We start from the raw sequence: 22907 nt of genomic DNA, 5'->3' as shown, positions 1-22907 counted from the left end.
CTTTGTACCGAAGTCCGTTTATTGCCATCCACCACCAAGGGCTCTGTACAATTGGATTACAGCTTTATATTGTTGAAACTTATTATCTACTAAACTTAAATCAGAATTTAAAGCGGCGTCCTTAGCAGTCAATACTTCTAAATAATTTGCCAAACCATAAGTTAATAATTCGTCAGAGAACATACTTGCTTTTGATAATGCGTCAGCCTGTTTTTTTCGAATAGAAATCTTATAAGTTTCATTATTATATTGTGCTAAAGCATCTGAAACCTCTTTAGCTGCAGTTAACAATGATTGCTCAAATTGCAAATAGGCCTTTTCTTGATTCGCCTGCGCAATTTCATACTTTGTTTTCACTTGTCTTTGATTGAAAATAGGTTGTGTCAAACCTGTAATTACATTGGCGAAAAGCGAATTAGCACTAAACCACTCTTTTAAATCTATACTTTGAAGTCCTCCAGTAGCCGTTATTTTTAAACTTGGATAAAAACCACTTTTTGCAACGTTAGTCATCTCAAAGTTGGTAATCAAGTTGTATTCGGCAGCAATTACATCCGGTCTGTTTCGTAATAAATTAGCAGAAACACCTAATGTGATTGCGGGTTGCAAACTTTGAGATTCAAAAGTAGAACGTTCAATTTTAGCTGAAGCTTCTCCCAAAAGTGCACTCATCGTATTTTCTAAAATAAGAATGCTGTTTTTCAAGTCGGCAATAATTATCTCCGTAGCGTATTTTTGTGCTTCAGTTTGTTTTACACCTACTTCAGTAACATTACCTGCTTTTTTCAAGGCTAAAATAGTTTCGACACTTTTATCGCGATTGATTAAAGTTTCTTCGGCTACTTTAATTTGTGCATCAACAGAAAGTAATTGGTAATAAGTGGTAGCGATATTAGCAATCAATTGCGTTTTTATAGCTTGATTCACAGCTGTTGTTTGTAGGTAAGCCGCATTAGTAGCGCGTTTATTACTTCTTATTTTACCCCAAATATCAGCTTCCCAAGAAAGACTACCATACAATTGATATTGATCTGTATTCAAATCAGTCAAAAACGAACCTGACTGGCTATTTTTAGAAATTTTGTTGTGAGTCCAATCCGTGCTCGCTGAAAGAGTAGGGAAGTAGCCCGCTTTTCCCTGTTTCATTGTCGCTTGTGCAGCAGCAATGTTTTGCATGGCAATACGGATATCTAAATTGTTTTGTAATCCTTTTGAAATATAACCTTGCAAAAGCGGATCAGTAAAAATTTTATCCCATGATACATTTGCTAATGAAGTAGTGTCTGTTGACACTACTTCATTTCGGTACAAATTCTCCGTTTTTAATTCCGGACGTTCATATTCTTTGGCAACAAAACACGATTGCATTACTGTTGCAGTCACAGTCAAAAGTGCGACTTTGTATATTTTATTTTTCATTTTCTTTTTCTAAAAGTGGAACATCTGATTCCTGATTTAATACAGGAAGTGGTTTAGTGCTAACTCGTTCTTGTAATGATTGGAAAACAATAAACAGTACTGGAATTACAAATACACCAAGTAGCGTACCTATCAACATTCCTCCAATTGCTCCAGTTCCAATGGATTTGTTTCCTACAGCTCCTGCTCCTTGAGCCAACATAAGAGGCAATAATCCGAAGATAAATGCAAATGAGGTCATCAAAATAGGACGCAAACGTGCAACAGCACCTTGGACTGCAGCTTGAGTAATACTTAATCCTTTTTTTCTCGCTTCTACAGAAAACTCTACTATCAAAATCGCATTCTTAGCGAGCAATCCGATCAGCATGATGAGCGTAATTTGTAAGTAAATATTGTTACTCACATTAAATAGATAAGCAAATATGTAAGCTCCTGCTAAACCAATTGGTAAGGAAATTAATACTGCAAAAGGCAACATATAACTTTCATATTGGGCTGCTAATAAGAAATAAACAAAAACTAAACACAATAAGAAAATATACAATGTTTGTCCGCCTGCACTAATTTCCTCACGCGTCATTCCTGAGAATTCGTAACCATAACCAATAGGTAGTTTTTGACTAGCTACTTCTTCAACGGCTTTAATAGCGTCACCAGTACTAAACCCTTCATTAGGTGCTCCGGTAACTTTAACAGATGTAAACAAGTTAAAACGATCAATAGCTTGTGGGCCAAATACTTTTTCTAAAGTAATAAATTGAGAAATAGGAGCCATTTGCCCTTTGTCATTTCGTACTAAAACTTTATTCAAAGATTCTGGATTAGCTCTGAATTGAGGTTCTGATTGATATACAACTCGGAATTGTTTTCCAAACTTATTAAAGTTAGATGCGTAAACACCACCATAATAACCTTGCATCGTTCCTAAAACATCAGAAACACTTAAGCCTGATCTTTTTATGGCTGCTACATTCAGGTCAATTCTATATTGCGGATAATTTGGAGAGAATGAAGTGGCTGCATATTTTATTTCTGGACGATTGTTTAAGGCTGCCAAAAAGTTATTGTTAACCTCACTTAATTCTTGAATTGTTCCTCCTTTTTGATCTTGCAATTGGAATTCAAATCCATTGGTAAAACCAAAACCAACAAGTGTAGGACGAGCAAAATAAAGAACTCTAGCATTTTTTACTGCAGCAGTTCGTTTAAACAAGTCTTTAACTATCATGGATATTTCTTGATTGGCGTCTTTACGTTCTGCCCAAGTTTTCAATTTTACAATTACCATTCCGTAGTTGCTCCCCGTACCACTAATCAAACTTCGACCAGATATACGAAGGACTTCTTTGATCTCAGGAATATCTTTAATCTTGTTTTCAATTTCTAATAATACTTTTTCAGTATTTTCAAGTGATGTTCCTGGCGGAAGAGAAACATCTGAAAGTATTGCTCCAGTATCTTCTCCAGGTACAAAAGCCTTAGGAGTGATATTTAATAACAAAACAAATATTCCAGCAAAAACGGCTATTCCTAAGAATGCTAACCATTTGCGTTTTATGAAAAACTCTACTGATCTTTTGTATTTTTTAGTTGTTGTATCAAATCCAACATTAAATGCAGTATAAAAACGGTCTAAAAAGCCTGTTTTCTTTTCGTTCTCATGAGGTTTCAAGAAAATCGCACATAAAGCTGGAGAAAGTGTCAGCGCATTAATTGCTGACAACACAATAGAAACCGCTAATGTTAAACCAAATTGTTTGTAGAAAACTCCAGCTGAACCGCTAATAAATGACACGGGTATAAATACGGCAGACATTACCAAAGTAATCGAAATAATGGCGCTACTAATATCACCCATAGCACTATGAGCAGCTTTTTTAGGATCGTGTTCGCCGGCTTCCATTTTTGCATGTACGGCTTCCACAACCACAATGGCATCATCGACCACAATTCCAACGGCAAGTACAAGTGCAAATAACGTCAACAAGTTAATCGTAAAGCCAAATAAGCTAAGGAAAAAGAACGTTCCTAAAATTGCAACGGGAACAGAAATTGCTGGAATAAGTGTTGATCTCCAATCTTGTAAGAAGATAAAAACCACAATAAACACTAATATAAAGGCTTCTATTAACGTATGAATCACTTTTGTAATCGATTCATCTAAGAAATCATTAGCGTTAATTAAGGTCGTATAATGTACTCCTTTAGGGAAATTAGCTTCTGATTCATCTAAAACTTTTAAGGAGCCTTCAATTACTTCTTGAGCATTCGAACCTGCCGTTTGTGCAATTGCAATAGCGACTGATTGATTACCATTAGTAAGTGTATTACTAGCATAATTTACAGCACCTAATTCAATTCTGGCTACATCACCTAATTTAAGAATTTCACCGTTTTCTGTTGAACGAACAACAATTTCTTCAAACTCTTTAGTGTCTTGAAGACGCCCTTTGTATTTTAAAGTATATTGGAAAGATTGTCCACTATTTTCACCCAATTGTCCTGGTGCAGCTTCTATATTTTGTTCTGCTAATAATGCAGAAATATCAGAAGGTACTAGACCATATGCACCCATTACATCAGGCTTAAGCCAAATACGCATAGAGTAGTCCTTTTGACCAAAAATCACCGCTTCTCCAACACCTGCAACCCTTTTTATTTTGGGTAAAATGTTGATATTAGCATAATTTTGAAGAAAAGTCATGTCATAATCAGGGTTTTCACTGTATAAAGAGAAAATCAAAATATTATCACTTTGTCTTTTCGATGTGGTAACTCCTGCTTTTGTAACCTCTTGTGGTAATAAAGGTGTGGCACGTGATACACGATTTTGCACATTCACGGCTGCTAAATCAGGATTTGTACCTAATTTAAAATAAATACTTATCGAAGCTGAACCATCATTATTTGATGTTGAAGTCATATATGACATGTCTTCAACACCGTTAATTTGCTCTTCTAAAGGAATAACTACTGAGTTCATTACTATTTCAGCACTTGCTCCTTGATAATTTGCTGTAACTGTTACTGTTGGTGGCGCTATTTCTGGATACTGTGAAACTGGAAGTGAAAGTAAGCCTATAACCCCTAAGATTACGATGATAATGGATATCACTGTTGACAATACTGGCCTGTCAATAAATTTTGAAAACATATTTTGTTATTTATTCAATAGTTAGTTTGTCAATTATTTTTTTGCAGATTCAATCGTAGTATTAAAATCTACGATTTCTGGTTTGATAGGAGTTCCTTCAGTAACAATACCTACACCTTCGATAAGCATTTTGTCTGAAGTTGTAAGTCCGCTATCAACTACAAAATAGCGACCTCCAGGCACTGGACGCACTACAATAGGTACAGCTTTTACTTTATTATCTTTATCAACAACAAGAGCAATACGCTTGTCTTGCATTTCTAAAGTTGCGCTTTGAGGAATAATAATCACATCCTGTAAGGCAGTTGGAATTTGAATTGTTCCGCTTCCACCTGAACGTAATAATCTATTTGGATTAGGGAAACTAGCTCTTACATTAAATGAACCAGTTTGCATATTGGCTTGACCACTAAAAGTTTCAATCTTACCTTTTTGCTCATACGCAACACCATTGCTTAAAACTAAATTTACAGCTGGCATTTTATTGATTTTATCTTGAAAAGATTTTCCTTCAGAGTTCATCATGATGTCTAGTTGTTGTTTTTCATTTACAGAAAAATAAGCAAAAACAGTACTCACATCAGAAATACGCGTTAAAGGCTCTACTGTTTGACTGCTTACATAACTTCCCAAACGTAAAGGCAAACTCCCTACAATTCCGTTAACGGGACTTTTTATAGTGGCGTAATTAATTCTAGCAATAATACTTTGGTACGTACTTTTAACTCCAGCAAGATTTGCTTTGGCAGTTTCTAGTTGGACATCACTAATGATATTACGGTCAACTAAAGGTTTTAGACGATTTACCTCTACTTGTGCAGCAGTAATTTTAGCTTTTGCGGCAGCGGCTTCTTGAGTAGCTGTTTGAGTTTCTAGTTTAAAAAGTATTTGTCCTTTTTTAACCTCTTGGCCTTCTTGAACGTATATTTTCTCGATATATCCGTCCACTTTTGCGCGAATATCAATATCTGTAATTCCTTCTAAACTAGCAGGATACTCAGCTAATAAAGTGGTATTTGATGTGGCAATTTGTACTACTTTGTAGGGTTGTACAGGAGGAGCCGTTTGAGTTGTTTCTTTTTTGCAGGAGAGGAAGCTTATTGATAATAATACTGCACCTATAAAGGATCTCTTTTTCATTATTGTATTTACTAAAATTAATTATTTATTGATTGTTTTTATTTTTGATTTCTGTTTCTTGAAACTTTTGGATCGTATTTAGGAATATTTTCTCAACTTCATTAACGTGCTCTTTATACGCTTTTACGTTTTCAAGATTACATTTTTCCTCAGGACAAGAAGCTGTATGTTCTCTGTAAACAATCATTCGGTTAATAATTGCCATTTCAGAAGCAAGTAATTGCATATAGCTACCTAATCTTTTACTTAAATCGGCAGCTTTAAAATATTTCTTGCGATCACCACAAATTGTGAAGTAGGTGATCTTTTCCATTTTTAAAAGTAAATTTAAATTGGTCGAAATGGAACTTTTACTGGCGCTCATAGTTTCAACTAATGATTCAAACCTAAGCCCTGATTTACAACCATCAATAATTAGAACGCCTAATATTCTTGCAGCTAATGGAGGAATGTTATAAAGTTTCTCAAAATGATCACCAAACATTTCTCTTAACTCATTTTTTTCATTTTGAATGTCCATGGTATAAAATTTTGTGCAAATGTAAGGTTGGTTCGCAAAACACCGAACTAATCGAACTTAATGTTATGTTAATTTTATTACGAATTATTGTATTCTTATTTATCACCAAAAAAAAGATGATTTTAGCAAGAATTAGGGTTTCTAAAAACACTTTGATTGATAAGATCTAATTTGACTATATTTGTTGACCTAAAAAGAAAGTTATAGTGAGTCAAATCAATAAACTGAAAATATTCAACGATCCCATTTATGGTTTCATAAGCATTCCGAATGCCTAAATTTACGACCTAATACAACACCCTTATTTTCAAAGATTAAGGAGGATTTCTCAAATGGGTTTGTCCTATTTAGTATATCCAGGGGCTAATCATACTCGTTTTCATCACGCTCTAGGTTGCATGCATTTGATGCAAAAGGCAGTTGATGTGCTACGTTTTAAAGGGGTTTCCATTAGTAAAGAAGAAGAAAATGCCCTGTATATAGCAATTTTATTGCACGATATAGGTCACGGACCATTTTCCCATGCGATGGAAAGAAGCATCGTGGAAGATGTGCACCATGAAGAAATCTCTTTGTTGTTTATGCATCAATTGAACGTGGAATTTGAAGGGCAATTGGATTTGGCGATTCAGGTATTTGAAGGACATTATCATAGAAAGTTCATGTTGCAGCTTATCTCAAGCCAATTAGATATGGATCGAATGGATTATTTAAAACGCGATAGCTTTTATTCAGGTGTTGCGGAAGGAAATGTCAATTCGGAGCGATTGATCCAAATGATGAATGTAGTGGACGATGTTTTAGTAATCGAAGAGAAGGGAGTGTATTCAGTAGAAGAATTTCTGATGTCCAGACGTTTGATGTACTGGCAGGCTTATTTGCACAAAACTAGTTTGGTGGCTGAGTTAATTTTAACCAGAATATTAAAGCGTGCAAAAGAACTCACATTAAAAGGAATGCTGTTGCCATGCAGCGAGCCATTGCAGTTTTTTTTACAGAACAAGGTTACACTGGAGACATTTGATACAGATACTTTAGACTTATTTTCCCAATTGGATGATTTTGATATTATAAGTGCGTTAAAATCGTGGCAACGACAAGATGATTTTATTCTATCTTCGTTAAGCAAGATGATTATCAATAGGGATTTATTGAAAATAAAATTGACCAGTGAAAAATTGCAAGTGGAAGATTTGCAACCTATGAAGGAACGGTTTGCACTGGAGAACAATATAAGTATCGCAGAAAGTAGTTATTTTATTTTTAAAGGTAAAATTAAAAATCAAGCATACAGTAAAGAACAAGAACCGATACGAATTTTGAAAAAAGACAAGACTGTCGAGGATGTAATTGAATCTTCTGACCAGCTGAATTTAAAATCATTATCGAAATCGGTCACCAAATATTACATCTGTTTCCCAAAACAACTTGTGGAAATGAACATTTAAAATCTATTTTTTTATATTTTTGTCGGAATGAAATTTACAGCAGAACAAATAGCGGGGATTTTGGAAGGTGAGGTTGTTGGGAATCCCAATGCTGAAGTGCACGAGTTATCTAAAATTGAAGAAGGAAAAGACGGCTCGCTGACTTTTTTATCGAATCCTAAGTACAATAGCTTTATTTATACTACAAAAGCTAGTATTACAATTGTAAATAAGACCTTTACCCCAGAATCAGAAATTAAAACAACTTTAGTTAAAGTAGACGATGCTTATTTGGCTTTTTCTAAATTATTGGAGTTTTATGATCAGGCCAAAGGAAATAAAAGTGGAATAGAACAGCCATCTGTTATATCAGAAAACACTAAATATGGTAAAAACTTATATTTAGGTAGTTTTAGTTATATAGGTTCAAAGGTGGTGATTGGCGATAATGTCAAAATTTATCCAAATTGTTTTATTGGAGATAATGTTGTCATTGGAGATAATGTGACTATTTTTGCTGGCGCCAAAATATATTCAGAAACCGTGATTGGTAGCAATTGTGCTATCCATTCTGGAGCTATAATTGGTGCAGATGGTTTTGGCTTTGCGCCAAATCCTGACGGAACTTTTAAAAAAATACCCCAAATAGGGAACGTTATTATAGAGGACAATGTTGATATAGGTTCCTGTACTACGATAGATAGAGCCACTATGGGTTCTACTATTATTAGAAAAGGGGTAAAGCTTGATAATCAAATTCAGATTGCCCACAATGTTGAAATAGGTGAGAATACAGTGATTGCCGCACAAACGGGTATTGCAGGTTCTACAAAAATTGGTAAAAACGGCATGATCGGAGGACAGGTAGGAATTGCAGGGCATTTAACTATTGGGAATAATGTTCGTATTCAAGCACAATCTGGTGTAGGAAGGAATATTAAAGACGATGAAATCTTGCAGGGAAGTCCAACATTTGGATACAATGATTTTAGCAAATCCTATGTTTATTTCAAGAATTTGCCAAAGATTGTTGCAGAATTAGAAGAATTAAAGAAACAAATAACAAACCAAAAAAACGGGAATAATGGTTAAACAGAAGACTATCAAGACAGAAATCTCGCTTACCGGAGTAGGATTACACACCGGGAAAGAGGTTCAAATGACATTTAAGCCGGCTCCAATAAATAATGGATTCACTTTTGTCAGAGTAGATCTAGAGGGACAACCTGTTGTTGAAGCTGACGCAAATTATGTCGTAAACACACAAAGAGGAACCAATTTAGAGAAACTTGGAGTAAAAATCCAAACCCCAGAACATGTTCTGGCGGCATTAGTTGGTTGCGATTTAGACAATGTCATTATTGAATTAAACGCTTCTGAACTACCTATAATGGATGGTTCGTCTAAGTATTTTGTTGAAGCGCTTGAAAAAGCGGGAATTGAAGAACAAAATGCCAAACGTAAAGTATATGTAGTGAAAGAAGTTATTTCTTTTACTGATGAAGCTTCAGGAAGTGAAATATTGATTATGCCAAGTGACCATTATTGTGTTACTGCTATGGTAGATTTTGGGACTAAAATATTAGGTACTCAAAATGCCAATATGAAAAGTATTGCCGATTTTAAAACTGAAATTTCTGAATCAAGAACTTTTAGTTTTTTACATGAATTAGAAGAGTTGCTAGACAACGGTCTAATTAAAGGAGGTGACTTGAATAATGCTATTGTATATGTTGATAAGGAAATATCTGAATCTACAATGGAGAATTTGAAAGTAGCTTTTGGTAAAGAAACTATAAATGTAAAACCTAATGGAATATTAGACAATCTTACTTTGCATTACCCTAATGAAGCTGCCAGACATAAACTTCTTGATGTGGTTGGGGATTTAGCTTTGATTGGAACTAAAATACAAGGAAAAGTTATTGCTAATAAACCAGGGCATTTTGTAAATACTCAGTTTGCAAAAAAGATGGCAAAAATCATCAAAATAGAACAAAGAAATTATGTCCCTGTTTATGATTTAAATTTGGAGCCCTTGATGGATATCCATAAAATCATGGCAGTTCTTCCTCATAGACCTCCATTTTTATTGATTGACAGAATTATTGAGATGTCTGAGAGTCATGTGGTTGGTATGAAAAATGTGACAATGAATGAAAATTTCTTTGTAGGACATTTTCCAGAAGCTCCAGTTATGCCGGGTGTACTAATTGTTGAGGCAATGGCACAAACTGGTGGAATTTTAGTGTTAAGCACTGTTCCAGATCCTGAAAATTATTTGACTTATTTTATGAAAATAGATAATGTTAAATTCAAGCATAAGGTGTTACCTGGTGATACTTTAATATTTAAATGCGATTTAATTACGCCTATCAGAAGAGGAATCTGTCATATGCAGGCCAACGCTTATGCGAATGGAAAACTAGTTGCAGAAGCAGAATTAATGGCTCAAATTGCCAAAAAGCAATAAATTTAAGATAAGGGTAAAAATTCGAAATTAGATTTTCAAAGTTTTTATCATGAATATAAAAAACATAAAAATAAGTAGATGAATCAACCCTTAGCATATGTTCATCCTGGCGCAAAAATAGCCAAAAATGTTGTTATTGAGCCTTTCACAACCATTCATAATAACGTAGTTATTGGTGATGGAACATGGATAGGTTCTAATGTAACCATTATGGAAGGCGCAAGAATTGGAAAAAATTGTAATATATTTCCTGGTGCAGTAATTTCTGCTGTTCCACAGGATTTAAAGTTTGGTGGAGAGGAATCACTAGCTATTATTGGGGATAATTGTACCATTAGAGAATGTGTTACAATCAACCGCGGTACAATAGCGTCTGGTCAAACAACACTTGGAAACAATTGTTTGATTATGGCAACGGCACATATTGCTCATGATTGTCATATTGGTGACAATGCTATTATTGTAAATGGTGTAGCATTAGCAGGACATGTAACGGTTGGTAAATTTGCCGTTATTGGTGGTTTAGCAGCAGTACATCAGTTCATTCATATTGGGGATCATGCTATGATTTCTGGTGGTTCATTAGTAAGAAAAGATGTTCCTCCTTTTACAAAAGCGGCAAAAGAACCTTTGTCTTATGTTGGGATTAACTCTGTAGGTTTAAGAAGAAGAGGTTTTACAACTGAAAAAATCAAAGAGATTCAGGACATTTATAGAATTTTGTACCAAAAAAACTATAACACCACACAGGCAATAGGAATTATTGAAGCAGAGATGGAAGCAACTCCGGAACGCGACGAAATTCTTGATTTTATCAGAAATTCTTCTAGGGGAGTTATGAAAGGATACACAGGAAACTATTAGAAATTAAGTCAGTCCTTTAAAAGGATTGAGATGAATTTATTAGTTGGATAAAAATTAGAATAATACTATAAATAATAAGTAACACACTTCAATTCTGTTTTCTTACCCTTCGGGGAGGAGTTGGGTGGAAAAAAACAAATAATATCATGGCATCTACATCAGACATCAAAAACGGATTGTGTATTAAATATAACAATGACATTTACAAAATCATTGAATTTCTTCACGTTAAACCAGGAAAAGGACCTGCTTTTGTTAGAACTAAACTAAGAAGTTTAAGTAATGGAAAAGTATTGGACAATACATTTTCAGCTGGGCATAAAATTGAAGAAGTAAGAGTGGAAAACCACAAATTTCAGTATTTATATCCAGAAGGGGACGATTTTCATTTTATGAACACGGAGACTTTCGAACAAATATCTTTGAATAAAAATATTTTGGATTCACCAGATTTATTGAAAGAAGGCGAAAGTGTTATGGTAAGTATCAATACAGAGACTGATTTGCCTTTATCAGTAGATATGCCATCTTCAGTAATTCTTGAAGTTACTTACGCAGAACCTGGAATTAAGGGAAATACGGCTACAAATGCAACAAAATCAGCAACTGTTGAAACTGGAGCGACCGTAAACGTACCTTTGTTTATCAATGAAGGAGATAAGATTAAAATAGACACTACAACAGGTTCTTACATGGAGCGCGTTAAAGAATAGTTTGCAGTGGTCGGTATTCAGTTTGTATTAAAACTGAATACCGACCACTGATCATTGAATACAAAATTTATGAAATTTAATAAAGTACATTCTTTACAAGAAATTGCAAATTTACTTAACTGTGAATCTGTAGGTGATAAAAATTTTGAAATTTTAGGCATGAACGAAATTCATGTTGTAGAAGAAGGTGATATCGTTTTTGTGGATCATCCTAAATATTATGATAAAGCTTTAAAATCAGCCGCAACAATTATTCTTATAAACAAGAAAGTAGATTGTCCTGAAGGAAAAGCACTTTTGATATCTGACGATCCATTCAGGGATTTTAATATATTGACGAATCATTTCAAACCGTTCCAGTCTGCTAGTGCTTCAATTTCTGCTTCAGCAAAAATTGGTCAAGACACTGTAATACAGCCAAATGCTTTCGTAGGAAATCATGTTGTAATAGGGGAGAATTGTATGATACATTCTAATGTTTCTATTTATGATCATACGATAATTGGTGATAATGTTATCATTCATGCAGGTTCTGTTTTAGGGGCTGATGCTTTTTATTACAAAAAGCGTGAGGATGGATTTGACCAGTTACTGTCGGGTGGTAGAGTGGTAATTAAAGACAATGTCGGCATTGGTGCACTTTGTACTATTGACAAAGGAGTAAGTGGTGATACAATCATTGGAGAAGGAACAAAACTGGATAATCAGGTGCATGTAGGACATGACACTGTGATTGGAAAGAAATGTCTGATAGCTTCGCAAACAGGTATTGCAGGTTGTGTAATTATAGAAGATGAAGTTACAATCTGGGGACAAGTGGGTACCACAAGCGGAATAACAATTGGAAAAAAAGCAATCATTCTTGGTCAAACAGGAGTGACGAAATCAGTAGAAGGAGGGAAATCTTATTTTGGAACCCCTATCGAAGAGTCCAGAGAAAAGTTAAAGCAACTGGCCAATATTAAAAAAATCCCCGAGATTTTAAATAAATTGAAATAAGTATGACAGCAAAAGAAATCGTTCAAGAATTCTATAAATCAGATGCACTTATAGACAGTGCGATTCTGAAAGATTATATGCATCCTGATGTTATTGTAGATTGGAATAGCAGTAAAGGATTCGTGCAGTTAAATTTTGCTTCTTTGGTAGAATTATCTGATGAACTATCTCAGGCTTATGTTCGTTCTAAAATAAGAATAAGCCATATTATCGCAGAAAATGATATGATAACGGTTCGTTATTCTCATTTTGTCAAAACGATTGAGAATCCAAGAGAGGAGATGTTGTTGGCACATTTTATATCAATTTGGCAAATAAAAGACAATAAATTGCATAGAGGTTTTCAAATGAGTCAAATATCGTAATTTATTTTGTCAGGAAAGGTCTCAAATAATTTTCAAAACCTTACTTTTGCATCACAATTTTTAAAAATCACATAAAATATATATCATGAGTGTTTTAGTTAATAAAGATTCCAAAATTATTGTTCAAGGATTTACAGGAAGCGAAGGAACTTTCCATGCTTCTCAAATGATTGAGTACGGAACTAACGTTGTTGGTGGTGTAACTCCAGGAAAAGGGGGAACTACTCACCTAGATCGTCCAGTTTTCAACACTGTAAAAGACGCCGTTGAACAAGCGGGTGCTGATACAACTATTATTTTTGTACCACCAGCTTTTGCTGCTGATGCAATAATGGAAGCTGCTGATGCTGGAATAAAAGTGATTATTGCAATTACGGAAGGAATTCCTGTTGCAGATATGATCAAAGCAAACAGCTATGTAAAAGAAAGAAATGCTAGATTGATTGGACCTAACTGTCCAGGTATCATCACTCCAGGTGAAGCTAAAGTTGGTATCATGCCAGGTTTCGTATTCAAAAAAGGAACTGTAGGAATTGTATCTAAATCAGGAACTTTAACTTATGAAGCGGCTGACCAAGTTGTAAAACAAGGATTAGGAATCACTACTGCTATCGGTATTGGTGGAGACCCAATCATTGGAACTACTACAAAAGAAGCAGTAGAATTGTTGATGAATGATCCAGAAACTGAATGTATCGTAATGATAGGTGAGATTGGTGGACAATTAGAAGCTGATGCTGCACATTGGATTAAAGCTGATGGTAACCGTAAACCAGTTGTAGGTTTCATTGCAGGAGTTACCGCTCCAGCAGGAAGAACAATGGGTCATGCAGGTGCTATTGTAGGTGGATCTGACGATACAGCTGAAGCTAAAAAACAAATCATGAGAGAATGTGGAATACACGTTGTGGATTCTCCAGCTGAGATTGGTAAAAAAGTAAAAGAAGTTATCGGATAATTGAAAGATTATTAATGATTTCAAGTCATTATAAAAATGCCTCACTGTTTTTGTGAGGCATTTTATTTAAAATTAATACAAAAGTAAGATGTACAAAGAATTAGAAAAGTTTAAGGTAAGCGATAGCTTTACTTTTACAGCAGATGATAGCTTAGAGCAAGTTTGCAACGCTTCTGAAGGAAGTGGTGTGTTTTTGGTTTATGCAGTTGGAGATGAAAAAGAGTTAATCATGGTAGGTTCTACTGGAACTGTTCAAAATGACGGATCTTTGAAAATCAAAAATGGTGGTTTGAAAGAAAAGATTGTTGAAGGGCACCAGTTTGCAAAAACAGGAAGAAAATATTCTTGGCCAGCACAAATGACAAAAGAAGATATCAGCACTTTAGAAGTAGTTTGGTACGAAACATTCAATGATGATACTAAAGGTATTCCTACATCTGTTGAAGGACAAGTTTTACAGAACTTCATGGACGAAAATGGAAGATTGCCAAAATGGAATGTGGCTTTTTAGTCAATTTCAAAAATCATATATTTTATAAAAAAAGCTTTACTTCGGTAAGGCTTTTTTTGTAGGAAAATAATTTATTACTAATTGATTTCTATATATTTGATTACTTTAATTGATGTAATGAAAAAACTTTATTTTTTACTTGTTGGAATTTGTTTTTTTGGAAGTGTTAATGCTCAGATTATAAATATACCGGACGGCAATTTTAAATTTTGGTTACTGTATGCTGATATCTATTCATCTATTGCAAAAGATGTGAATGGGAATAATATTAAAATTGATTTAAATAGTAATGATGAAATTGAAGCCAGTGAAGCGTTAAATGTTTATGAGCTGGATCTTAGAAATAAGGAAATAATCAATTTAAATGGGATTTCATTTTTTAAAAATTTAAAGAATTTAAATTGTCAAGAAAACAACATTGAAAATTTAGATGTTTCTGAGTTAATAAATTTAGTCGAATTGAACTGCATTTATAATAAAATATCTAGTGTATTTGTTACTGATTTAAAGAAATTAAAAACCTTAGATCTTTCTCAAAATCAGATTAAAAATATCAGTTTTCAAGGACTTACTAATCTTGAGAGTTTATCAATTGCAAACAATCAATTAACTAGTTTAGATATCTACGGATTGACTAATCTTAAATCAATCATTTGTTTGAATAACAAGATAAGCAGTTTTCAAGCAAGCGGATTAAGTTTATTAGAAAATATAGACATTTCTACGAACCAAATAAGTTCCTTAAACCTATCAGAATTAATTAATCTTAAAAGTTTAAATTGTAGGGAAAACAAACTAACAACTATCGATTTTTCTAAGATTAATTCTATTACAGCATTATATTGTTCGGGTAATTTACTTACTTCATTAAATGTCAATAATCTGATCAAATTAGAATATTTGTTTTGTAACGGGAACCTTTTAGAAAACCTTGAAACAAAAACATTATCTCATTTATCAAATCTAAATTGTTCTTCAAATTCAATTAAAAAATTAGACTTATCAAATAATATTTTATTGAACAGCCTAGATTGTACATATAACCTTTTAACAGAATTGAATTTAAATACTTGTGTGGAATTAAATAATATATATTGTGGTTTTAATAATTTACTTGAGGCAGTTTATATTAAAAACAATGTATTTACATACAATATGGGTTTTGCTCCAAATCCTAGCCTCAAGTTTATATGTACTTCCGAAGGTCTTATATCCCATTATTACCGGGTAATTGGAAGTAGTTTAGGGAGTTCTCCAAGCTGCCAAATTAACTCGTACTGTTCTTTTACACCTGGCGGAACTTTTTATACAATTAAAGGAAAATCTAAATTAGATACAGATAATAACGGTTGTACTACAAATGATGCTGTGTATAAAAAATTGAAGTTTAAAATAACTGACGGGACTACTACAGGAAATTTTATTTCAGATTCCTCTGGAAATTATTCGATTCCTATTCAAGCAGGAATTCATACAGTCACTCCAATTATTGAAAACTCCAATTATTTCAACATTTCACCAAATGCTGTAAATGTAACTTTCCCCTCAGAGTTAAGTCCTTACAATCAAGATTTTTGTGTTACTCCAAATGGTATTCATAATGATTTAGAAGTAACGATTTTACCGCTTATTCCAGCAAGACCAGGATTTGATGCAACTTATAGAATCATATATAAAAATAAAGGAACAACGATGCAATCCGGTTCGGTGGTTTTAACTTTTAATGACGAAGTTTTAGATTATGTTTCTGCAACACCAATTTTTGATAATCAAATTACCAACAAACTAACTTGGAATTATTCGGACTTACGATCTTTTGAAACTAGAGAAATCAATTTTACATTGAATGTAAATTCTCCTATGGAAACTCCTGCAGTGAATAATGGAGATCGTTTGAGTTTTAATGCTTTGATTACTCCTGTTGCTGGTGATGAAAAACCAGTAGACAATTCATTTGCTTTACGCCAAAGTGTGGTGGGGTCTTTTGATCCTAATGACAAAACTTGTTTAGAGGGAGATGTTATCACTCCAGAACTGATTGGTGAGTATGTACATTATTTAATCCGTTTTGAGAATACAGGAAATTATGCCGCTCAAAATATTGTAGTGAAAGATTTAATTGACTTATCCAAGTTTGATATTTCAACTTTAGAACCAACAAAAGCCAGTCACGAATTTGTGACTAAAATATCCGAGGGAAATAAAGTGGAATTCATATTCGAAAGCATCAATCTTCCTTTTGACGACGCTACAAATGATGGCTACATTGCTTTCAAGATTAAAACATTACCAACGCTGGTAACTGGGGATTCATTTGCTAATGAGGCTAATATATACTTTGATTACAATTTTCCAATCCTGACTAATAAGGCAACATCTACTTTTAAAACGCTAGGAACTCAAGATTTTCAATTTTTAGATTATTTTAGTGTGTATCCAAATCCTGTAAATGATATCTTGAATATTGGAACTAAAAATACTATTGAATTAAAATCAATTTCGATTTATGATATGTTAGGACAATTAGTTATTGCTGTTCCAAATGCTCAGAATATTTCAAAAGCGGATGTTTCAAAATTATCTAAAGGTAATTATTTCTTGAAAATGAACACGGATAAAGGAACTTCTAGCTTTAAATTTATTAAACAATAAAAAAATATTTAAATGAAAAAACTATACTTTCTACTGTTGTGTTTTTTGTTTTTTACTACTGCAAAAGCACAAATTGTTGCCTTGCCAGATACAACTTTTAAAGAAAAATTAGTGTTGTCTGGAAAAGGGCAATATTTATATGTTGCTAAAAATCTAAGTGGCGTTTATTTTGAAGTCGATGCAAATAAAGACGGTGAAATCGTATCTTCGGAAGCTTTACAAGTCAGTTATTTGAATGTTGTTGGTTCTACAATAACTGATTTAACAGGTATTTTGAGTTTTAAAAATCTTGAAACTTTGTATTGTAATAATAATAAAATTACAGCATTAGACGTCAGAGGCTTGATAGGTATGAAAGATATAATTTGCAGTAACAATCAGCTAAGATCATTAAATATTAATGGATTGGTTAATCTTGCACATATTGATTGTTCTTACAATCAACTCAGCGCCTTGAATTTGGAAAATTTACCAAGTATGACCGAATTAAATTGCGGTAAAAATAATATTACTACACTAAATACAAGTGATTTAATAAATCTATGGGGATTAAATTGTTGGGGAAACCAACTAGAGTCATTGTTTCTGAAAAATGGAAAAGAACAAGGAAGTGTTAACTTTAATGAAAACCCAAATCTTAAATTTATTTGTGCAGATGAATCAGAATTAGGGTGGTTACAAAAAGGTGTCATTGCTATGGGATACGAGCATTGCGTGGTAAACTCTTATTGTTCATTTAATCCCGGCGGTACTTTTTATACTATTAAGGGCAATAGTAAATTTGATCTCTTAGGTGACGGTTGTGATGAGACAGATAAAAAATATCCCAATTTAAACTTTTCCGTTTTTAACGGGGCAACCAAAGGAAATATAATATCCAATAAATTGGGTTTGTATGCGATTCCAGTACAAGCAGGGAATTATACAATTACTCCAATTTTAGAAAACCCATCCTATTTCAATATTTCGCCTGCATCTTTGAATGTAAATTTTCCATCACAAACGAGTCCTTATACTCAGGATTTTTGTATTGCCCCAAACGGTGTTCATAAAGATCTTGAAGTAACTATTTTATCAACTATTCCTGCAAGACCAGGCTTTGATGCTACCTATAAAATCATTTATAAAAATAAGGGAACAAGTACACAATCTGGTTCCGTTTCTTTGACTTTTAATGATGCTGTTTTAGATTTTGTTTCGGCTGTGCCAAATGTGAATAGTCAAATCACAGACAAGCTGAGTTGGGATTATAGTAGTCTTTTACCTTTTGAAACTCGTGAAATTACAGTAATCCTAAATGTAAATTCTCCTATGGAAACTCCTGCGGTAAACATTGGAGACCGTTTGAGTTTTAATGCCTTGATTACTCCAGTTGCTGGTGATGAAAAACCAGTTGATAATTCGTTTGCTTTGCGCCAAAGTGTAGTTGGTTCGTTTGATCCAAATGATAAAACCTGTTTAGAAGGCGATGTAATCACTCCAGAACTGATTGGTGAATATGTACATTATTTAATCCGATTTGAAAATACAGGAACCTATCCGGCTGAAAACATTGTGGTAAAGGATTTAATTGATTTAAGGAAATTTGATATTTCAACTTTAGTACCAACAAAAGCGAGTCATGATTTTGTAACAAAATTATCCCAAGGAAATAAAGTCGAATTTATATTTGAAAATATCAATTTGCCTTATGATGATGCTACAAACGATGGGTATATCGCTTTCAAAATTAAAACATTGCCAACGCTTGTAACTGGTGATTCTTTTACCAATGAAGCTAATATTTATTTCGATTATAATTTTCCAATTCTCACTAATAAAGCGACTTCAACATTTAAAACTTTAGGGATTACGGATTTTGCGTTTTCGAATTATTTCAGTGTGTATCCAAATCCTGTAAATGATATCTTGAATATTAATAATAATGGATCTATTGAAGTACAATCAATTGCGGTTCTTGATATTTTAGGACAGTTAGTTATAGCCGTTCCAAATGCTCAAACTATTTCTAAAATAGATGTTTCTAAATTAACGACTGGAAAGTATTTCTTGAAAATGAATACTGATAAAGGAACATCAATTATGAAGTTTATAAAAAACTAAAAAAGATTTTTTTTTTAATAGCTAAACTGCTTGGTTAATTCAAGCAGTATTTTTGTGTTTTGAAATCAAAAAGTCATCTCTAGCCCTGATTGAAGCAAGTATCCTTTTGTGGCGTTTTCGACACAAAATATACTGTGGAAAGCAGGAGGGAAGTAGATTTAAACGAAAATGTTGTGCTGCTAAAAAAACAGATGCTATCTCTTTAATGAGAAATGAGATTTGAATTCTTTATTGATTCCGTCCTCAAGATAGATTACCCTAAACCAATAATCAGTGGCAGGCATGACTTGACCGTTGTAGGTTCCGTCCCAACCGAAATCAATAGAGTTTATTTGTTTTAATAATTTCCCGTAACGGTCAAAAATGGTAATCGAAGGATTGTATTGACTGTTGAAACCAATAATTTTCCAAGTGTCGTTATGGCCATCCCCGTTTGGTGTAAAGAATTTTGGATAGCCTATTACGATGACTTGGTAACTTAAATCAGTACAGCCTTCAGTATCTACAATTCGTATAGTATGTGTCCCTGGAGTAACTTCAGAGAAAACGTTTGATTCTTGAAAAGGGTTTTGGTCCAGCTGATACTCATAGTTTGCACTTCCTTCAATAACTGCAATAGTTAGGGTTGCATTGTCACTAAAGGCATTGGTTTGTGTTATTTTAAATGTTGTAGTGTTAGACAAGGTTTCAGTAACTATTGCTTCAATGACTGTTGAACTGCAATTAGTAGATTTATTTGTAGCCTTAACAGAATAGGTTCCTTTTTGGGTTGCTTCAAAAGTGCTTTGTGTGGCATTTAATATTGTAAACCCATCTAAAAACCATTCAAAATTATGAGTTGCATTATTTAGCTTGCTGTCCAAAAGGTAAGACTGGATTACGGCATTTGAGTTTTTATCGACGCATATTTTACCATCTGTCAAAAGCGGTATTGGTTTTGGTTTTACTGAAATCGTCAATTTTGTTTGATTCGCACATTGTCCCGCATTTGGAGTAAATGTATATTCAGTAGTTGTGATATTGTTTGGAGCAGGCGACCAAGTTCCATTGATACTGTTGTTTGATTGTAATGGAAGTGCAGCAAGTGTTTCACCTTCACAAATAGCAGCAATAGCTGTAAATGTTGGAGTTGTTTTTTGATTTACAACAATCGTTAATTTGGCCGTATTAGCACATTGTCCCGCATTTGGAGTAAAGGTGTATTCAGTAGAAGCAGTATTGTTTAAAGCAGGCGACCAAGATCCATTGATGTTGTTAATTGATTGTAATGGAAGTGCAGCAAGTGCTTCGCCAGAACAGATAGGAGCAACTGCTGTAAATGTAGGAGTTGTTTTTTGGTTTACAACAATCGTTAATTTGGCCGTATTAGCACATTGTCCCGTATTTGGAGTAAACGTATATTCAGTAGTTGCAGTATTGTTTAAAGTAGGCGACCAAGATCCATTGATGTTGTTTATTGATTGTAATGGAAGTGCAGCAATCGTTCCTCCTGCGCAAATAGGAGCAGCAGCGGTAAATGTTGGAGTTGTTTTTTGGTTTACAACAATCGTTAATTTGGCCGTATTAGCACATTGTCCCGTATTTGGAGTAAACGTATATTCAGTAGTTGTAGTATTGTTTAAAGTAGGCGACCAAGTTCCATTGATGCTGTTAATTGATTGTGATGGAAGTGCAGCAAGTGCTTCGCCAGAACAGATAGGAGCAACGGCTGTAAATGTTGGAGTTGTTTTTTGATTTACAACAATCGTTAATTTGGTCGTAGTAGCGCATTGTCCTGTATTTGGAGTAAATGTATATTCAGTAGTTGTATTATTGTTTAAAGCGGGCGACCAAGTTCCATTGATGTTGTTAATTGATTGTAATGGTAAAGATGCGAGGGTTTCTCCTTCACAAACAGGAGCAACGGCGGTAAATGTTGGAATCGTTCCTAGATTTACAGTAATGGATCCATTTAAAGTTGCATTTGGAGCACATCCTCCTGATGTAGTTATCGTATAATTAAAGGTTCCCGAAACGCTTGGGGTACCTTCAATTTTAAATTGATTTGCAACTAAACTTGTCGTTACACCATTAGGCAAACTTCCAGAAGTTATAGATGCAGTGGTTGCTCCAGCGCCAATTGTATAAACAACATTCGAAATAGCTTCGTTTTCACAAGTTTGTTGTGAGCTAGCACCTTGAGTGAGACTTAATGTTGGACTAATTAAGCAACTGTCAAGTACGCAGGATATTGAATTGGGGCCAAAACATTCACTTGGCGTTCCTATTGGAGTTACCGTTATAACGACAGTTTCACCCGGAGGAACATCTTGAACAGTATAGGAATAAACTTTACCAATGAATCCAACGTCAACAACTGTATTTGTTCCTATTTTATAAGCAACAGAAAATTCTGCTTCTCCTAAAGCCAGCCAATCAAAAGTGATAGAATTAGAAGTTTTTGTTCCACAATAAAGATAAGGAGCTGCAAGGGTACCGAATTGAATGGCTATCTCATCACTGACTGGACAAGTCGTCCCAAAAGGAAAGGCTTGAACGGAGTATAAGCCCGATTTATCTATAGTGATTTGTGGTCCGTTTTGTCCCGGAATTAAGGTTCCATTATAACGCCATTCATGAATTTCACTGGCACTTAATCCCGAATTTAATATATGGTTTGAGGCACTGCATATCTTCAAGTCAGGTCCTAAATTAATTGACGGAGAACTAAAACTGGCTCCTTCTATAAATACAGCCGAATCGTAATTATTATCCCCAACATTTGCAATGGCTAACTTAATATGATAGGTTTGCCCGCAAACAACATCAGCGTTTGCCGATAAAACTTTAGTAAATCCATCGTATTGAATAGTAGGTCCTCCTTCATTATTAACGTAGTATTGACAATATTCACAAGGTCCCGAATTTGAAGTTCCATCGTTTAGATTATTAATAGAAACAGGAAGAGTTGTAGTAGGAATTAATGCAATGTTTTTAGCACTACTTGAAAAAGGACCTGTAATTCCAGGTCCGCTTAAGAAAAAACCAAAATTATCGTTATAGGTATCATTCACAAATTCAGGATACTCCTCAGAAGCAAAAACAAAATTAAAACTCAATTTATTTCCTGTAGGGATAAAATCAAATTCTAGGATAGCTACATTTTGAATACTTTGATTATTCGATAATATGTATAAATCATTATCTCCTATAAATGGATTTGAAGTGGGTAAAGTACCTAAATTGGTGTCATTTGCACCTTTTGCAATTATAGCATTTCCCGTACTTAAAATAATTCCGGTGCTTAATCCGATGTTGGTTGTGAGTCCATTAGAGAAAAGACCTACTTGATCGCATATTAAATCTGCATTGGCAGCAGTGCCATTAAATATAATATTTGAAACGTTAATTCCTTGTCCTACGACTACGTTTTGCACTAATTGTTTAGGGGTTTGCGACGTATTATCGACCACTAATTGCGCAGTAGTAGTTATACTAAAAAGAATATAAAATAAGAAAAATATTTTTTTCATTTACAAATTCGGGAAATTGATTTTTCTCTTTCTTATTTTAAATAAAGGGATAATAATAAATTGACTACTGACAAATATACTTAAGAAGATTGTA

15 protein-coding genes and 1 pseudogene are annotated in these 22907 nt (G+C 33.9%); 11 read left to right on the top strand and 5 right to left on the bottom strand.

Annotated features, from left to right (window positions below):
• Positions 1 to 18: 18 nt before the first annotated feature.
• The 4 genes from BLV91_RS04140 to BLV91_RS04125 are packed head-to-tail and all read right to left on the bottom strand — an operon-like array spanning position 19 to position 6236.
• Positions 19 to 1419 carry an efflux transporter outer membrane subunit gene (locus BLV91_RS04140; protein ID WP_091429987.1) on the bottom strand — a complete coding sequence of 467 codons (1401 nt, stop codon included), beginning with the start codon at positions 1417 to 1419 and terminating at the stop codon, positions 19 to 21.
• Positions 1409 to 4576: an efflux RND transporter permease subunit gene (locus BLV91_RS04135; RefSeq protein WP_091429985.1), complete on the bottom strand. Its 3168-nt coding sequence runs from the start codon at positions 4574 to 4576 to the stop codon at positions 1409 to 1411. The genes BLV91_RS04140 and BLV91_RS04135 overlap by 11 nt, the downstream gene beginning before the upstream one ends.
• A gap of 33 nt (positions 4577 to 4609) precedes the next feature.
• Positions 4610 to 5716, bottom strand: coding sequence for an efflux RND transporter periplasmic adaptor subunit (locus BLV91_RS04130; protein WP_091429983.1), 1107 nt, complete (start codon positions 5714 to 5716; stop codon positions 4610 to 4612).
• A 25-nt stretch (positions 5717 to 5741) separates the two neighbouring features.
• Entirely contained in the window at positions 5742 to 6236 is a 495-nt protein-coding gene (locus BLV91_RS04125; protein ID WP_091429981.1) for a GbsR/MarR family transcriptional regulator, read from the bottom strand.
• A gap of 206 nt (positions 6237 to 6442) precedes the next feature.
• Between BLV91_RS04125 and BLV91_RS04120 the strand changes: the two are divergent.
• The 11 genes and pseudogenes from BLV91_RS04120 to BLV91_RS04070 all read left to right on the top strand — a co-directional run bounded on the left by BLV91_RS04120 (position 6443) and on the right by BLV91_RS04070 (position 19301).
• Positions 6443 to 7684: pseudogene (locus tag BLV91_RS04120) on the top strand (HD domain-containing protein).
• Between the two features lie 27 nt (positions 7685 to 7711).
• The gene (gene lpxD / locus BLV91_RS04115; protein WP_091429979.1) at positions 7712 to 8755 is read left to right on the top strand and encodes a UDP-3-O-(3-hydroxymyristoyl)glucosamine N-acyltransferase; all 1044 of its coding nucleotides are present in this window, start codon (positions 7712 to 7714) and stop codon (positions 8753 to 8755) included.
• Positions 8748 to 10136 carry a bifunctional UDP-3-O-[3-hydroxymyristoyl] N-acetylglucosamine deacetylase/3-hydroxyacyl-ACP dehydratase gene (locus BLV91_RS04110; RefSeq protein ID WP_091429977.1) on the top strand — a complete coding sequence of 463 codons (1389 nt, stop codon included), beginning with the start codon at positions 8748 to 8750 and terminating at the stop codon, positions 10134 to 10136. The genes lpxD and BLV91_RS04110 overlap by 8 nt, the downstream gene beginning before the upstream one ends.
• A 78-nt stretch (positions 10137 to 10214) precedes the next feature.
• Positions 10215 to 11000, top strand: coding sequence for an acyl-ACP--UDP-N-acetylglucosamine O-acyltransferase (lpxA, locus tag BLV91_RS04105; RefSeq protein ID WP_091429974.1), 786 nt, complete (start codon positions 10215 to 10217; stop codon positions 10998 to 11000).
• A 146-nt stretch (positions 11001 to 11146) separates the two neighbouring features.
• Positions 11147 to 11713, top strand: a complete 567-nt coding sequence (gene efp, locus BLV91_RS04100; RefSeq protein ID WP_091429972.1) for an elongation factor P — start codon at positions 11147 to 11149, stop codon at positions 11711 to 11713.
• 69 nt (positions 11714 to 11782) lie between these two features.
• Positions 11783 to 12712 (top strand): UDP-3-O-(3-hydroxymyristoyl)glucosamine N-acyltransferase, encoded by a 930-nt coding sequence (locus BLV91_RS04095; protein ID WP_091430304.1) that lies wholly within the window; start codon positions 11783 to 11785, stop codon positions 12710 to 12712.
• A gap of 2 nt (positions 12713 to 12714) precedes the next feature.
• Complete coding sequence (locus tag BLV91_RS04090) at positions 12715 to 13077, top strand: hypothetical protein (protein ID WP_091429970.1); 363 nt, start codon at positions 12715 to 12717, stop codon at positions 13075 to 13077.
• A gap of 85 nt (positions 13078 to 13162) precedes the next feature.
• Positions 13163 to 14035, top strand: a complete 873-nt coding sequence (gene sucD, locus BLV91_RS04085; protein ID WP_091429967.1) for a succinate--CoA ligase subunit alpha — start codon at positions 13163 to 13165, stop codon at positions 14033 to 14035.
• Between the two features lie 88 nt (positions 14036 to 14123).
• Entirely contained in the window at positions 14124 to 14546 is a 423-nt protein-coding gene (locus BLV91_RS04080; protein ID WP_091429965.1) for a hypothetical protein, read from the top strand.
• 117 nt (positions 14547 to 14663) lie between these two features.
• The gene (locus BLV91_RS04075; protein WP_091429964.1) at positions 14664 to 17198 is read left to right on the top strand and encodes a DUF7619 domain-containing protein; all 2535 of its coding nucleotides are present in this window, start codon (positions 14664 to 14666) and stop codon (positions 17196 to 17198) included.
• 12 nt (positions 17199 to 17210) lie between these two features.
• Positions 17211 to 19301 carry a T9SS type A sorting domain-containing protein gene (locus BLV91_RS04070; protein WP_091429962.1) on the top strand — a complete coding sequence of 697 codons (2091 nt, stop codon included), beginning with the start codon at positions 17211 to 17213 and terminating at the stop codon, positions 19299 to 19301.
• Positions 19302 to 19495: 194 nt separating this feature from the next.
• On the opposite strand, the gene BLV91_RS16840 is transcribed toward BLV91_RS04070, so the two are convergent.
• On the bottom strand, positions 19496 to 22813 hold the full coding sequence (locus BLV91_RS16840; RefSeq protein WP_139262266.1) for a T9SS type B sorting domain-containing protein: 3318 nt from the start codon (positions 22811 to 22813) through the stop codon (positions 19496 to 19498).
• Positions 22814 to 22907 lie beyond the last annotated feature (94 nt).

This window comes from Flavobacterium degerlachei (genome assembly GCF_900106645.1).
GTDB lineage: Bacteria > Bacteroidota > Bacteroidia > Flavobacteriales > Flavobacteriaceae > Flavobacterium > Flavobacterium degerlachei.
The sequence above is the reverse complement of the archived record's forward strand: the minus strand, read 5'-3'. Positions and strand labels throughout refer to the sequence as shown.

Coding starts and splice junctions, on each gene's coding strand:
- BLV91_RS04140 (WP_091429987.1), bottom strand. CDS start 1,419: ATGAAAAATAAAATATACAAAGTCGCACTTTTGACTGTGACTGCAACA.
- BLV91_RS04135 (WP_091429985.1), bottom strand. CDS start 4,576: ATGTTTTCAAAATTTATTGACAGGCCAGTATTGTCAACAGTGATATCC.
- BLV91_RS04130 (WP_091429983.1), bottom strand. CDS start 5,716: ATGAAAAAGAGATCCTTTATAGGTGCAGTATTATTATCAATAAGCTTC.
- BLV91_RS04125 (WP_091429981.1), bottom strand. CDS start 6,236: ATGGACATTCAAAATGAAAAAAATGAGTTAAGAGAAATGTTTGGTGAT.
- lpxD (WP_091429979.1), top strand. CDS start 7,712: ATGAAATTTACAGCAGAACAAATAGCGGGGATTTTGGAAGGTGAGGTT.
- BLV91_RS04110 (WP_091429977.1), top strand. CDS start 8,748: ATGGTTAAACAGAAGACTATCAAGACAGAAATCTCGCTTACCGGAGTA.
- lpxA (WP_091429974.1), top strand. CDS start 10,215: ATGAATCAACCCTTAGCATATGTTCATCCTGGCGCAAAAATAGCCAAA.
- efp (WP_091429972.1), top strand. CDS start 11,147: ATGGCATCTACATCAGACATCAAAAACGGATTGTGTATTAAATATAAC.
- BLV91_RS04095 (WP_091430304.1), top strand. CDS start 11,783: ATGAAATTTAATAAAGTACATTCTTTACAAGAAATTGCAAATTTACTT.
- BLV91_RS04090 (WP_091429970.1), top strand. CDS start 12,715: ATGACAGCAAAAGAAATCGTTCAAGAATTCTATAAATCAGATGCACTT.
- sucD (WP_091429967.1), top strand. CDS start 13,163: ATGAGTGTTTTAGTTAATAAAGATTCCAAAATTATTGTTCAAGGATTT.
- BLV91_RS04080 (WP_091429965.1), top strand. CDS start 14,124: ATGTACAAAGAATTAGAAAAGTTTAAGGTAAGCGATAGCTTTACTTTT.
- BLV91_RS04075 (WP_091429964.1), top strand. CDS start 14,664: ATGAAAAAACTTTATTTTTTACTTGTTGGAATTTGTTTTTTTGGAAGT.
- BLV91_RS04070 (WP_091429962.1), top strand. CDS start 17,211: ATGAAAAAACTATACTTTCTACTGTTGTGTTTTTTGTTTTTTACTACT.
- BLV91_RS16840 (WP_139262266.1), bottom strand. CDS start 22,813: ATGAAAAAAATATTTTTCTTATTTTATATTCTTTTTAGTATAACTACT.